Here is a 13,633-nt window from a genome sequence, read left to right as displayed (position 1 = left end):
GTTCTGGTACAGGCCGGGCTTTCGAAACAGGCCGGCGGCTAGCTGAAGTTCGGTGTCTCGGCGCCGTTGAGGACGTGGGTGAAGTCCACATAGACCTCGTCGCCCACGATTTCCACCGCGAACACGGGGACGGGGTCGTAGGCCGGCAACTGAAGCGGTTCGCCGGTGCGCAGGTCGAACTGCGAACCGTGGCCCCAGCATTCGATGGCACAGCCCTCGACCTCACCCTCGGAGAGGGAGATGTCCGCGTGTGAGCAGGTGTCGCCAATGGCGTGGATTTCTCCCATGGAGTCCTTGACGATCGCGACGGGGTAGTCGTCGATCAGGATCCGCAGGGCCTGCTTGGGCTGGATCTCGTTGACGTTGCAGACGAGCTCGCCCTTTGGCTGTTCAGTCATCCGTTGTCCTGTACTTTTCCGGGCTGCTTAGGAATTCGTTGCGGCGAGTTCACGCTCAACAGCCTCGGTCAGGCGCTCTTCGAGAGCCGGGACCTTGATCTGCTGGATGATCTCGTTGAGGAAGCCGCGGACGACGAGCCGCCGCGCCACTTCTTCCGGAATGCCGCGTGCCATGAGGTAGAACAGGTGTTCGTCGTCAAAACGTCCGGTGGAGCTCGCGTGTCCGGCACCCTCGATGAGACCAGTTTCGATCTCGAGGTTCGGAACCGAGTCCGCCCGGCAGCCGTCCGTCAGCACGAGGTTCTGGTTCTTCTCGTAGGAGTCGGTGCCCAGGGCCTGCTTCTGGATGAGGACGTCGCCCACCCAAACGGTGTGCGCATTCTTGCCCTGCAGGGCGCCCTTGTACAGCACGTTGGACTTGCAGTTCGGCTCGTTGTGGTCAACGAAGGACCGGTGCTCCAGGTGCTGACCGGCGTCGGCGTAGTAGAGGCCCAGCAGTTCGGCTTCGGCACCTTCACCCGAGAAACGGACGTTGGAGTTGAGCCGCACGATGGAGCCGCCCAGGGACACGGCGATGTGCTTGTACACGGCGTCCTTGCCCACCTGCGCGTCGTGCTGGCCCAGGTGCTTGGCGTCGTCTTCCCAGAGCTGCACGGAGATCACGGTGAGCTTTGCGCCCTCGCCGACGATGACTTCCACGTTGCCGTTGTGGTCGGCCGCACCGGTGTGCTCCACGATCACGACGCTGCGCGAGTTTGCACCCGCCTCAAGCACGAAGTGGGCGTTGGAGCGGCGTCCGGCACCGGCACCGTGGACCAGGATCCGCAGCGGCTCAGCCGGTTCGGCTTCCGCCGGGATGACCAGATGCAGGGCCTCGTCCGCGTTGGCGGAGGCGACGACGGCGGCACGGTCGGCCGGGGTCAGGACAGTTCCGCGCGGTGCGGCACCGGGTGCCAGCGGGGTGCGGAGGTAGCCTTCCGGCGCGTCCACGGTGAAAGCGGCAGCGGGCTCCGGGTCAAGAGCCGTCGCGGTGTCCGACAGCAGGTTGGCCAGCGCGCGGACCGGGCTGAAGCGCCATTCCTCCTCGCGGCCGGTGGGCAGAGCGAAGTCAGCGACGTCGAAGCTCGTTAGCCGTTCGGCGCGCGAGGACATCACGGTGACGCCGTGGTTGTGGCTGTGGTCGACCTTGGCGGAGACCAGTCCCTCGCCTTCCTCGGTGAAACCTGCGATGGAAGGGGCGCCGATGCGGGCCTTCTCAGTAGTAATTTCGGCAGTCATTAACCGACGGATCCTTCCATCTGGAGTTCAATGAGGCGGTTCAGCTCGAGGGCGTATTCCATCGGCAGCTCACGGGCGATCGGCTCGATGAAGCCGCGCACGATCATGGCCATGGCTTCGTCTTCACGCATGCCGCGGGACATGAGGTAGAAAAGCTGCTCTTCGGAAACGCGCGAGACAGTTGCCTCGTGACCCAGCTGGACGTCATCCTCGCGGATGTCGATGTACGGGTAGGTGTCCGAACGGCTGATGGTGTCCACGAGCAGGGCGTCACAGCGCACGGTGTTGGCCGAGTGCTTGGCGCCTTCGCGGATCTGGACCAGGCCGCGGTAGGCTGCGCGTCCGCCGCCACGGGCCACGGACTTGGAGATGATGGAGCTCTTGGTGTTCGGCGCGATGTGGACCATCTTGGAGCCGGTGTCCTGGTGCTGGCCTTCGCCGGCGAACGCGATGGACAGGGTCTCGCCCTTGGCGTGCTCGCCCGTCAGGTAGACGGCAGGGTACTTCATGGTGACCTTGGAGCCGATGTTGCCATCGATCCATTCCATGGTGGCGCCTTCTTCGCAGATGGCACGCTTGGTCACCAGGTTGTACACGTTGTTGGACCAGTTCTGGATGGTGGTGTAGCGGACGCGGGCGCCCTTCTTGACCACGATTTCCACGACGGCCGAGTGCAGCGAATCCGAGGTGTAGATCGGGGCGGTGCAGCCCTCAATGTAGTGGACGTAGGAGTCCTCGTCCGCGATGATCAGGGTGCGTTCGAACTGGCCCATGTTTTCCGTGTTGATGCGGAAGTAGGCCTGCAGCGGAATGTCCACGTGGACGCCCTTGGGGACGTACACAAAGGAACCGCCGGACCATACCGCCGTGTTCAGGGATGCGAACTTGTTGTCGCCCACGGGGATGATGGTGCCGAAGTACTCCTGGAAGATTTCCGGGTGCTCGCGCAGCGCGGTGTCCGTGTCCAGGAAGATGACGCCCTGTGCCTCAAGGTCCTCGCGGATCTGGTGGTAGACGACCTCGGACTCGTACTGGGCGGCCACGCCGGAGACCAGGCGGCTGCGCTCAGCTTCCGGAATGCCGAGCTTCTCGTACGTGTTGCGGATGTCCTCAGGCAGGTCTTCCCAAGTGGCGGCCTGCTTCTCGGTGGAACGCACGAAGTACTTGATGTTGTCGAAGTCGATCCCGGACAGGTCCGCGCCCCAGGTGGGCATGGGCTTGCGGTCGAAGTACTTCAGGCCCTTGAGACGCAGATCAAGCATCCACTCCGGCTCGCCCTTCTTGGCCGAGATGTCGCGGACGACGTCCTCATTCAGACCGCGCCGGGCGTTGGCGCCGACGTCGTTCTTGTCGGCCCAGCCGTACTCGTAGGTGCCGATCCCGTGCAGTTCGGGATTCTTCTCCAGAATCTCCGAAATGACAGCAGTCTCCGCAACCGTGTTCTCTGATAGTTGGTCCGTCATAGCGGCCTTTCTTGCAGATGGTTGGATACTTCGTTCAGGGTGTCCTGCCCCGCTCCGGGGGCATGGGCCTCCGTCGCGGCCGGACGGCCTGTGGGTATGTGGGTGGTGCAGACGTGGCCCCCGCGTGCCAAGGTGGACAGGCGCCTCACGTCCACGCCGACCAGCCGGGAGAAGGTTTCCGTTTCCGCGTCGCAAAACACCGGGAACTGCGAGGCCAGCTGCTGGATGGGGCAGTGGCCCTGGCAGAGCTGGACGCTGGAAAGTGCGGCCGGCAGCGGGGACTTGGCCTCGATGGAGGCCGTGGAGGCGACGTAGCCGTCCCGGGACAGGGCGGCGGATAGCGCCTGGGCGCGGGCCGTGATGTCGGTTCCGGCCTGGTCCACTTCAGGGGCGTAGCGGCGTTCCATGTCGGCAAAACGCTCGACGGCGAACTTGCGGACCGCTTCGGCGCCCGCCATTTCCTCGAGCTGCTTGAGCGCCGAACTGGCAATGTTCAGATAGTCATCACCCAGTGTGGACTGGCCCTGGGAGCTCAGGACGTAGCGGCGGGCCGGACGGCCGGCGCCCGCACCGGCACGGGCAACGCGCTTGACCTCGATGACCCCGGCACGGGACAGATGGTCCAAGTGGCGGCGGACGGCAGCCGGAGTAAAGCCGAGCAGATCGCCCAGTTCCGCGGCGCTGACGGGGCCGTGTTCCAGCACAGCGCTGAGGACGCGATCGCGCGTGCGCTCATCGGAGTCGGCGGCCGGCGACGGTGCGCCCTGGGCAGCCGGCTTTCCACCGCGCAGCACGCTGATTCGCGCGCCAGACCCGGCCGAAGGCAGGGAAGTGGAGTTCGTCATGGAATACACAACACAATCATGTCGTAATTTACTCCACCCATCCAGCAAGGCTTGGCTAACCTACGGTCACCTGCCCGGCTCAGGAAAGGACTCAGGAAAGACAGTACTACTTCACGTAGAATGCTGGGGTGCGATCCCCCAAATCCCCCGTTCTTGCCATCAACGGGCTCATTAAGGACGTCGGTCCGCTGCCCACCCTCGATGGCAGGATGCTGAGGGTGGTGAGTGACGTCTCACTCATCGCCGGACGCGGCGAGGTGACGGCCCTCCTGGGCGCCAACGGCGCCGGCAAAACCACCACCATCGAATGCGCCCAGGGCCTGCAGAAGCGGTCCGGCGGAACGATCTCCCTCCTCGGCCAGGATCCCGGCAACGCCGGTGCCGACCTGCGTTCCCGCGTAGGTGTCATGCTCCAGGAAGGCGGCCTCCCGCCGTCGGCCCGTCCCCTCCCGCTCCTCCGCCACATCGCCGGGATGTACCGGAACCCAATGCCCTTGGATGATCTGGTGCAGCGGCTCGGCATCGACGCGTTCAGCCGGACCACCGTGAGGCGGCTGTCCGGCGGACAGAAACAGCGGCTTGCCCTCGCGGCAGCACTCATCGGCAACCCGGAGGTCCTCTTCCTCGATGAACCGAGCGCCGGGCTTGATCCCCAATCGCGCCAACTGGTTTTCGGGCTGATCTCAGAACTCCGGGACAGCGGGATGGGCATCATCCTGACCACCCACCTGATGGACGATGCCCAGCGGCTCGCTGACTATGTCTACATCATCGACGCCGGCAGGAACGTTGCCGAGGGCACCGTAGCCCAGCTTCTGCAGCACCGGACTCCAGAGACAACCCACAAGGGCCATGTCCGCACGCTGCACTTTGAGGCGCTGCCCGGCCTCGACTTCACCGGCGTGCTGCCCGCCGAGGTGGAGATCGTGGAAACGCGGGCCGGAAGCTACTCGGCCACCGGCGCGCTCACACCGGACGATCTCGCCGCCCTGACCGCCTGGTGGGCTGAGCATGGCGTGATGCCTGGATCGATGAGCATGGAGGCGCGAAGCCTCGAAGACGTTTTCCTCGACATTTCCGGAAGGGACGTCCGATGACGCCCACGCTCAGCGGCGCTCCCGCTCCCCTGCTCCGCCGCATCATGCTGCAAGGCAAATACGAAGCCGTGACAATGCTCCGGAACGGCGAACAGCTGATTCTGGCGGTCGTGCTTCCGCTGCTGGCACTGGTCGGCCTGACCGTCACCCCGCTGCTGGACGGAATGGGCGACACAAGGATCAACGTGGCCGTGCCCGGCATCCTCGCCCTCTGCGCGATGTCCACGGCATTCACGGGGCAGGGAATCTCGACCGGCTTTGACCGCCGCTACGGGGTACTGCGCTTCCTCTCCACCACCCCGCTGGGCCGCACGGGCCTCATTGCCGGCAAGATCCTCGCTGTCCTCGCCGTGCTCGCCCTGCAGGTCCTCGTGGTCACGGCCGTTGCCCTCACCCTCGGCTGGCATCCTGATGCGTCAGGCTGGATTCCGGGTCTGGGCCTGCTGGTTCTCGGGGCCGCCGCCTTCACGGCGCTCGGCCTGCTGGTTGCGGGCACAGTCCGGCCCGAGGCCACCCTCGCCATCACCAACCTGCTGTGGATTCTCCTGGGCGCCCTAGGCGGCATCGTGATCCCCGCGCAACGGCTGCCGCAGCTGGCGCAGGACACCGTTCACCTTCTGCCCTCGGGGTCGCTCGGTGAGGGAATGCGCGATGCGTTCCTGCACGGGGCGGTCAACGGCAACGCCGTCCTAATCCTGCTGCTGTGGCTGGCTCTCGCCGGCGCCGCAGCCATCCGTTGGTTCAAGTGGAATTGAGAAAACCGTGAGCACGGCTTCGCGCCTCCCCCAGATCGTCAGCCGCATTGCGTCCAGGCTTCCGGTCAGCGTTGATTCGACCATCCGCCGCCTCGCCGTGCTGTCCCTGATCGGGCAGACACTCCTGGTGGTCACAGGCGGCGCCGTCCGGCTGACCTCGTCCGGGCTGGGCTGCCCCACCTGGCCGCGCTGTACGGAAGCATCGCTGGTGAACACGCCGGAAATGGGTATCCACGGCTTCATCGAGTTCGGCAACCGGCTCCTGACGTTTGCCCTCGCCGCTGTCGCGGCGATGATGCTGGTCTACCTGTGGAACATGCGCAAGGAACGCAAGGACCTGTTCCTGCTGGCCGTGGGCCTCCTGGCCAGCATCCCGGCGCAGGCGGTCATCGGCGGGATCACCGTGCTCACGAAACTGAACCCGTGGGTGGTGGGGCTTCACTTCCTCGTCTCCATGGCACTGGTGGTCTTCGCCACGCTGCTCGTGAACAGGGCCTACGGCCGGACGGGACGGTTCATGGACCGCCCCCTGCCCGCACTGCCGGGAGTCGCGCGTCCGCTCATGACCGCCGTCGCGGTGTTCTCCGCCGTGGCCGTCATGCTCGGTGTTGTGGTCACAGGCGCCGGCCCCCACGCCGGTGATGCCGAGGCACCCCGCAACAACCTCGACTGGGACCTGTTCTCCCACATCCACGCAGTACCTGCCTACCTGATCACCGCCGGGACCCTGTTTGCCTGCTACCTGGTGCTTCAGCGGCGGATCCCCGGGCCGTTCCGCACGGCCGTCCTGATGCTCCTGGGTGTGACCCTGCTGCAGGCCGTCATCGGGTTCACGCAGTACTACAACGGCATCCCGGTGCTCCTCGTGGGCGCCCACATGTTCGGTGCCGCACTGCTGATGAGCGCCGCCACCAACGCGGCGGACATCGCCCGCTCCAGCCCGGCCAGGTAGGACTGGGCGCGCAGCACTCCCTCGGAAGCAAACCCTCCCGCAGATCCCGCCGCCTCACGCCAAACCCTCCCGCAGATCCCGCCGCCTCACGCCAAACCCTCCCTCAGACCCGGCCGCCTCACACTAAACCCTCCCGCAAACCCGGCCGCCTCACGCCAACCCCCCGCGGACCCTGCACCGGAAAAGCAAACGCTCCCTCACGACGTGAGGGAGCGTTTGCTGTATGAACGCGAAATCTGCGGGAGCGTTGGTCATAGCCGCCCGGGATCTGCGGGAGCGTCGGTTATCGTGCCGCGAGAGGTGAGGGAGCGTCGGTTATCGTGCCGCGAGAGGTGAGGGAGCGTCGGTTATCGTGCCGCGAGAGGTGAGGGAGCGTCGGTTGTGGCTAGCCGCCGATGATGGCCGAGCCCACGAACGGGTCGACGGCCAGAGCGATGAACAGCAGCGTCAGGTAGCTGATGGAACCATGGAAAACCTTCATGGCCCCCTTGTCGGACAGATCCCCGCCCTGTGCCCGGTTGTACAACGCATGCGATTCATAAAGGAACCAGGCGCCTGCGAGCACGGCCGTGACCGTGTAGACCCAGCCCGCGCCGCCGGCCGGAACCATCAGCAGCGAACACGCCACCATGGCCCACGCATACAGGACAACCTGCACGGAGACCACCCGCGCGCCGGCGATGGCTCCCAGCATGGGGACGTTCGCATTGCGGTAATCCTCGCCGTAGCGCATGGACAGCGGCCAATAGTGCGGCGGCGTCCAAAGGAAGATCACCATGAACAGCACGACGGCGGGCCACTCGACTGTGTTGGTGACCGCTGCCCAGGCGATAAGTACCGGGAAGCAGCCCGCCGCGCCGCCCCAGACGATGTTCTGCGCCGTGCGCCGCTTCAGGATCATGGTGTAGATCACGACGTAGAACACGATGGCTCCGAACCCGAGCCAGGCCGACAGCGGGTTTGCACCGAACCAGAGAATGGCAATGGCGGCCGCACCAAGGAGCCAGGCGAAGATCAGGGCCTCGCGCGGGGTCACTTCACCGGTCACCAGGGGGCGCTTTTCCGTGCGGTGCATCAGCTTGTCGATGTCGCGGTCGATGTAGCAGTTGAAGGCCCCCGCGCTGCCCGCCGCGAAGGCACCGCCTACGAGCGTGGCAAGGATGAGGCCGAGGGACGGAAAGCCGCGCTGGGCGTAGATCATCGTGGGGAGCGTGCTGACCAGCAGAAGTTCAATGACCCGCGGTTTGGTGAGAGCGACGTACGCCTTCGCCTTGCGGGCTAGTCCGGCTCTTCCGTGAACCCGGGATGAGGTCAGCGGCGTATCTGTTGTGCTCACGTTGGCAGTCACTCTGTTCTGTCTGGCTGTGTTCTCTGACTGATCTGCCCGAATCCTGAGTCCGGAATGATCCCTCAACGGCGGTTGACAGGCTAGGAGTTCCGCTGTGCGGAGCCGGCCTGTCCGCCGGTGGCCTCCCGATATCATACCGCGGTCCTGCATCCGTCCGTGGCATCGCCGCCTCGGGGCAATTCACTGAAAATGATTCGTTCGAGCCCGCTTCGATCACGTTAACGCAGCGCGCGAAAAAAGGTCATTCATAAAACAAAAATTGCGTCCAACTGCTGAGATTTCCGCTATCCGAAGTGTGGAATAGAGCTAAGCTGTCTGCAGATCAGCGCGCAGTGGGAGAACGCGAGAAACCGCATTCCCAGACCGCCCAGCGACTGAATGAGGATCAACGTTTCAATGGTGAACGGCTGGTAGACAAGAATGCAGCGGGCACCAAACTGTGCCCTCTCGCGACATGTCCGTACCGCCTGCCGTCAGCACAGAGAGGGGCTCGGTTTTCGTGCCACATTTGGAAGAGCAAGAACTGTCATGGACCACTTTGGACCAGCGCGCGGTTGACACTGTTCGTGTCCTCGCCGCCGACGCCGTCGAGAAGGTGGGCAATGGCCACCCCGGCACTGCAATGAGCCTGGCTCCGGCCGCATACCTTCTCTTTCAGAAGATGATGCGCCACGATCCCCGGAACCCGGACTGGATCGGGCGTGACCGCTTCATCCTGTCGCCGGGCCACACGTCCCTCACGCTCTACATCCAGCTGTTCCTGTCCGGCTATGGCCTGGAGCTGAAGGACCTGCAGGCGCTGCGGACCTGGGGCTCGCTGACGCCGGGCCACCCGGAGTACAAGCACACTGCCGGCGTGGAAATCACCACCGGCCCGCTGGGCCAGGGCCTGGCGTCCTCGGTGGGCTTCGCCTACTCCCAGCGCCGCCAGCGCGGCCTGTTCGACGCCGATGCCGCCCCCGGCACGTCCCCGTTCGACCACACCATCTGGGTCATCGCTTCCGACGGCGACCTGCAGGAGGGTGTCACGTCCGAAGCTTCGTCCCTCGCTGGCCACCAGGAGCTCGGCAACCTTGTCGTGATCTACGACGAGAACCACATCTCCATTGAAGACGACACCGACATCGCCTTCACCGAAGACGTCCTGAAGCGCTACGAGTCCTACGGCTGGCACACCCAGCGCGTGGACTGGACCAAGACCGGCGAATACAAGGAAGACGTCCAGGAGCTCTACTCGGCGCTGCTGGCGGCCAAGGCCGAGACGTCCAAGCCTTCCATCGTCTCGCTGCGCACCATCATCGGCTACCCGGCCCCGAAGAAGCAGAACACCGGAAAGATCCACGGCTCTGCCCTGGGCTCGGAGGAAGTCGCCGCGCTGAAGAACGTCCTGGGCTTCGACCCGGAGAAGTCCTTCGAGGTGGACGAGGACGTGCTGGCCCACGCCCGCGGCGTCGTGGACCGTGGCGCCCACGCCCGCAAGGCATGGGAAGAGTCCTTCGCCGCCTGGCAGTCCGCCAACCCCGAGGCCGCTGCCCTCCTGGAGCGCGTCGAAGCCCGCGAGCTGCCGTCCGAGCTCGACGGCGCCCTGCCGGTCTTCCCGGCCGGCAAGGACGTCTCCACCCGTGCCGCCTCCGGCAAGGTCCTGAATGCTATCGGTCCGGTCATGCCGGAACTGTGGGGCGGCTCGGCTGACCTCGCGGAGTCGAACAACACCACGATCGAAGGGTCACCGTCGTTCGTTCCGGCCTCCAAGCAGACCGACGCCTGGTCCGGAAACCCGTATGGGCGCGTCCTGCACTTCGGCATCCGTGAGCACGCTGCCGCCTCGATCGTCAACGGCATCGCCCTGCACGGCAAGACCCGGGCGTTCTCCGGCACGTTCCTGATCTTCAGCGACTACCAGCGCCCCGCCATCCGTCTCGGTGCGCTCATGGGTGTGCCGTCCCTGTACGTCTGGACGCACGACTCCATCGGCCTGGGCGAGGACGGCCCCACCCACCAGCCGGTCGAGCAGCTGGCGTCCCTCCGGGCCATTCCGGGCCTGGACGTCGTCCGCCCCGGCGACGCCAACGAAGTCGCTGCAGCGTGGAAAGCCATGCTGGAAAATCACGACAACCCGGCCGGCATCGTCCTGACGCGCCAGAACATCCCCACCTACGCCCGGGGCGAAGGCGAAGCCCAGGGTGACGCCTTCGGTTCCACCGCCGGAGTGGCCAAGGGCGGGTACGTCCTGGCCGAAGCCTCCAAGGACGGACAGACCGCTGACGCCCAGGTCATCCTGATCGGCACCGGTTCGGAAGTCCAGCTCGCCGTCCAGGCCCGCGAAGCGCTCCAGGCCGAGGGCATCGCCACCCGCGTAGTGTCCATGCCATGCGTTGAGTGGTTCAACAAGCAGGACGCCGCTTACCGCGAGTCGGTCCTGCCGGCAGCGGTCAAGGCCCGCGTCTCGGTCGAAGCCGGCCTGGCCCTGGGCTGGAAGGAGTTCGTCGGCGACGCCGGACGCTCCGTCAGCCTCGAGCACTTCGGCGCCTCGGCAGACTACAAGCGCCTCTTCCAGGAATTCGGCATCACCGCGGAAGCTGTCGCCGCCGCCGCCAAGGATTCCCTCGCCGCACTCTAGTCCTGACAGCACCCCACAGTTTCAAGGAGAAAATGAAATGACTACCCCCACTCAGCAGCTCTCCGACGCCGGTGTCTCCATCTGGCTCGATGACCTCTCCCGCGGCCGCCTCAAGACCGGCACGCTGAAGAAGCTGATCGAGGAGAAGAACGTTGTCGGTGTCACCACGAACCCGTCCATCTTCCACGCCGCGATCACCACCGGCCACGACTACGACGCCGTGATCGCCAAGGAGGCAGCGGCGGGCGCCAGCATCGAAGAGACCATCTTCGAAATCACCACCACGGACGTCGCCGACGCCTGCGACCTGTTCGCACCGGTCGCCGCGGCAACCAACGGCGTTGACGGCCGCGTTTCCATCGAGGTGGACCCCCGCCTCGCCTGGGACACCGCAGCCACCATCGCCGAGGCCAAGCACCTCTACAAGAAGGTCGGCCGGGACAACGTCCTCATCAAGATCCCCGCCACCCTCGAAGGCCTCGAAGCCATCACCGCCACCCTGGCCGAGGGCATCAGCGTCAACGTGACACTGATCTTCTCGCTCGAGCGCTACCGTGCGGTCATCAACGCCTTCCAGTCCGGTCTGGAACAGGCCAAGGACAACGGCCACGACCTCTCCAAGATCCACTCCGTGGCTTCGTTCTTCGTCTCCCGCGTGGATTCGGAAATCGACAAGCGCCTCAACGCCATCGGCACCGACGAGGCCAAGGCCCTCAAGGGCAAGGCCGGCCTGGCCAACGCACGCCTGGCCTACCAGGTCTACCAGGAGCAGTTCTCCACCGAGCGCTGGGCCGTCCTGGCCGAAGCAGGCGCCCTGCCGCAGCGTCCGCTGTGGGCCTCGACCGGCGTGAAGGACCCGGCCTACCCGGACACCCTTTACGTCACCGAGCTCGTCGCCCCCGGTGTCGTGAACACCATGCCGGAGAAGACCCTGGACGCCACGTTCGACCACGGAGTCGTCACCGGCGACACCGTCACGGGCACCTACGAGGAATCCAACGCCACGCTCAACGCACTCGAAGGCCTCGGGATCTCCTACAACGACGTCGTCGCGGTCCTTGAATCCGAAGGCCTCGACAAGTTCGTCGCCAGCTGGAAAGAACTCCTCGCCGACGTCGAGGGCGCCCTCGCCAACGCACGGAAGGCTTCCTAGTCCACAATGAACACACTCAGCTACGACGCCACCGGTGCCGCCCGGAAGGCCCTTGAGCAGCACCTGCCCGCCCTGGTGGAGGACCGCATCGCCACCCGGATCTTCGCCAAGGACCACACTCTGTGGGGTCCCGATGCCGAGGCCGAGTCATCGATCCGCCTGGGCTGGGTGGAGGCGGCTACAGTCTCCCAGCCCCTCGTGGACGGGATCCTGGAACTCCGCGATGCGCTGAAGGCCGAAGGCGTCACCCGTATTGTCCTTTGTGGAATGGGCGGCTCCTCCCTCGCTCCGGAAGTCATTGCCGGTACCGCTGGCGTTGAGCTGACCGTGCTGGACAGCACCGACCCCGAACAGATCGGTGCTGCCCTCGCGGACCGCCTCGAGGAAACCGCCATCGTGGTTTCGTCGAAGTCGGGGTCAACCCTGGAAACGGATTCGCAGCGCCGGATCTTCGAGCACGCTTTCACCGCAGCGGGCATCGATGCGAAGAGCCGGATCATCATCGTCACCGACCCCGGATCGCCGCTGGACAAGGCTTCCCGGGAGGCTGGCTACCGTGCCATCTTCAACGCCGACCCCAACGTGGGCGGGCGCTACTCTGCACTGACCGCCTTCGGACTCGTTCCGTCCGGCCTGGCCGGCGTGGACATCCAGTCCTTCCTCGACGAGGCCGAGGAAGCCGCGGAAATCCTCAACGAGGACGCACCGGAGAACATCGGCCTGGCGCTGGGAACGGCCCTTGGCGGCACAAACCCGCTGCGGGACAAAATCGTCATCGCCGAGGACGGTTCGGGGATCGTCGGCTTTGCCGACTGGGCTGAGCAGCTCATCGCCGAATCGACCGGCAAGCTCGGCACCGGCATCCTGCCGGTGGTCGCCGGCCCCTCCGCGCCGGAGGTCACCTCCGGCGCGGAAGACGTCCTGGTGGTGCGGCTGGTAGGCGCGGATGCCGACGTCGAACTCGGTGAAAATGAAGTTGCCATTGCCGGCGGCCTCGCCACCCAGATGATGGTGTGGGAGTTCGCCACCGCCGTAGCCGGGCGCCTGCTCGGCATCAACCCCTTCGACCAGCCCGATGTGGAGGCCGCCAAGGTAGCTGCCCGCGGCCTGCTGGATGCGCAGCCGGAACCGACGCCGGCCGCCTTCACCGACGGCGCCATTGAGGTCCGCGGCGGTGAATGGCTGGGCAATGCCGGCACGGCAGCCGAGTCGGTCGCGGCCCTGCTCTCGCAGCTGGACGCCAACGGGTACCTCAGTTTCCAGGCCTACTTCGACCGCCTGGCGTACTCTCAGCTTGAGGGCATCCGCGACGAACTCGCCCGGGTGAGCCGCCGGCCGGTCACCTTCGGCTGGGGACCGCGCTTCTTGCACTCCACCGGGCAGTTCCACAAGGGCGGACCGGCAATCGGCGTGTTCCTGCAGGTCACGGCCGCGTCCAGCGAGGACCTGGCCATCCCGGACCGCCCGTTCACCTTCGGGGAGCTCATCGCCGCGCAGGCTGCCGGCGACGCCCAGGTCCTGAGCGAACACGGCCGTCCGGTCCTCCGTCTGCACCTCACCGACCGCGCAGCGGGCGTGGCCCAGCTGCAGGAGATTGTTTCCGCTCTTGCCAGCCGGGCATCATCCGCCACTGAAAGCTAAGGCACCGAACCAACCATGCCAGAAACCCTATTCGGCAAAAAGACAACAGCAGGCAGGAGCGGGAACCCGTTGCGGGATCCGCG

The 13,633-nt window shown here is 65.6% G+C and carries 11 protein-coding genes; 6 read left to right on the top strand and 5 right to left on the bottom strand.

What is annotated here, in order from left to right; translation table 11 throughout:
* Nucleotides 1-38 precede the first annotated feature (38 nt).
* The 4 genes from J7E80_RS21565 to J7E80_RS21550 are packed head-to-tail and all read right to left on the bottom strand — an operon-like array spanning nt 39 to nt 3,984.
* A complete protein-coding gene (locus J7E80_RS21565; RefSeq protein ID WP_215054258.1) occupies nt 39-398 on the bottom strand; it encodes a non-heme iron oxygenase ferredoxin subunit in 360 nt (119 codons plus the stop codon).
* A 27-nt stretch (nt 399-425) separates the two neighbouring features.
* Nucleotides 426-1,676: a Fe-S cluster assembly protein SufD gene (gene sufD / locus J7E80_RS21560; protein ID WP_215054257.1), complete on the bottom strand. Its 1,251-nt coding sequence runs from the start codon at nt 1,674-1,676 to the stop codon at nt 426-428.
* Nucleotides 1,676-3,139 (bottom strand): Fe-S cluster assembly protein SufB, encoded by a 1,464-nt coding sequence (gene sufB / locus J7E80_RS21555; protein WP_215054256.1) that lies wholly within the window; start codon nt 3,137-3,139, stop codon nt 1,676-1,678. Before sufB ends, sufD begins: the two co-directional genes overlap by 1 nt.
* A complete protein-coding gene (locus J7E80_RS21550; RefSeq protein ID WP_215054255.1) occupies nt 3,136-3,984 on the bottom strand; it encodes a helix-turn-helix domain-containing protein in 849 nt (282 codons plus the stop codon). Before J7E80_RS21550 ends, sufB begins: the two co-directional genes overlap by 4 nt.
* Nucleotides 3,985-4,112: 128 nt before the next feature.
* On the opposite strand from J7E80_RS21550, the gene J7E80_RS21545 reads away from it, so the two are divergent.
* The 3 genes from J7E80_RS21545 to J7E80_RS21535 are packed head-to-tail and all read left to right on the top strand — an operon-like array spanning nt 4,113 to nt 6,788.
* Nucleotides 4,113-5,081, top strand: a complete 969-nt coding sequence (locus tag J7E80_RS21545; protein ID WP_215054254.1) for an ABC transporter ATP-binding protein — start codon at nt 4,113-4,115, stop codon at nt 5,079-5,081.
* Entirely contained in the window at nt 5,078-5,836 is a 759-nt protein-coding gene (locus J7E80_RS21540; RefSeq protein WP_215054253.1) for an ABC transporter permease, read from the top strand. The genes J7E80_RS21545 and J7E80_RS21540 overlap by 4 nt, the downstream gene beginning before the upstream one ends.
* 7 nt (nt 5,837-5,843) lie before the next feature.
* On the top strand, nt 5,844-6,788 hold the full coding sequence (locus J7E80_RS21535) for a COX15/CtaA family protein (protein ID WP_215054252.1): 945 nt from the start codon (nt 5,844-5,846) through the stop codon (nt 6,786-6,788).
* Between the two features lie 385 nt (nt 6,789-7,173).
* Here J7E80_RS21535 and J7E80_RS21530 read toward each other — a convergent pair whose 3' ends face one another.
* The gene (locus J7E80_RS21530; protein ID WP_215054251.1) at nt 7,174-8,136 is read right to left on the bottom strand and encodes a heme o synthase; all 963 of its coding nucleotides are present in this window, start codon (nt 8,134-8,136) and stop codon (nt 7,174-7,176) included.
* 454 nt (nt 8,137-8,590) lie between these two features.
* On the opposite strand from J7E80_RS21530, the gene tkt reads away from it, so the two are divergent.
* The 3 genes from tkt to J7E80_RS21515 are packed head-to-tail and all read left to right on the top strand — an operon-like array spanning nt 8,591 to nt 13,550.
* Nucleotides 8,591-10,756, top strand: coding sequence for a transketolase (gene tkt, locus J7E80_RS21525; RefSeq protein ID WP_396020828.1), 2,166 nt, complete (start codon nt 8,591-8,593; stop codon nt 10,754-10,756).
* Nucleotides 10,757-10,793: 37 nt separating this feature from the next.
* The gene (gene tal / locus J7E80_RS21520; protein WP_215054250.1) at nt 10,794-11,909 is read left to right on the top strand and encodes a transaldolase; all 1,116 of its coding nucleotides are present in this window, start codon (nt 10,794-10,796) and stop codon (nt 11,907-11,909) included.
* 6 nt (nt 11,910-11,915) lie between these two features.
* On the top strand, nt 11,916-13,550 hold the full coding sequence (locus J7E80_RS21515; RefSeq protein ID WP_215054249.1) for a glucose-6-phosphate isomerase: 1,635 nt from the start codon (nt 11,916-11,918) through the stop codon (nt 13,548-13,550).
* Nucleotides 13,551-13,633: the final 83 nt, after the last annotated feature.

The organism is Arthrobacter sp. ISL-28 (assembly GCF_018613875.1).
Lineage (GTDB): Bacteria > Actinomycetota > Actinomycetes > Actinomycetales > Micrococcaceae > Arthrobacter.
Note: the sequence above shows the minus strand (reverse complement) of the source record. Positions and strands in the feature narration are given on the sequence as shown.

Coding starts and splice junctions, on each gene's coding strand:
- J7E80_RS21565 (WP_215054258.1), bottom strand. CDS start 398: ATGACTGAACAGCCAAAGGGCGAGCTCGTCTGCAACGTCAACGAGATC.
- sufD (WP_215054257.1), bottom strand. CDS start 1,676: ATGACTGCCGAAATTACTACTGAGAAGGCCCGCATCGGCGCCCCTTCC.
- sufB (WP_215054256.1), bottom strand. CDS start 3,139: ATGACGGACCAACTATCAGAGAACACGGTTGCGGAGACTGCTGTCATT.
- J7E80_RS21550 (WP_215054255.1), bottom strand. CDS start 3,984: ATGACGAACTCCACTTCCCTGCCTTCGGCCGGGTCTGGCGCGCGAATC.
- J7E80_RS21540 (WP_215054253.1), top strand. CDS start 5,078: ATGACGCCCACGCTCAGCGGCGCTCCCGCTCCCCTGCTCCGCCGCATC.
- tkt (WP_396020828.1), top strand. CDS start 8,591: ATGTCCGTACCGCCTGCCGTCAGCACAGAGAGGGGCTCGGTTTTCGTG.
- tal (WP_215054250.1), top strand. CDS start 10,794: ATGACTACCCCCACTCAGCAGCTCTCCGACGCCGGTGTCTCCATCTGG.
- J7E80_RS21515 (WP_215054249.1), top strand. CDS start 11,916: ATGAACACACTCAGCTACGACGCCACCGGTGCCGCCCGGAAGGCCCTT.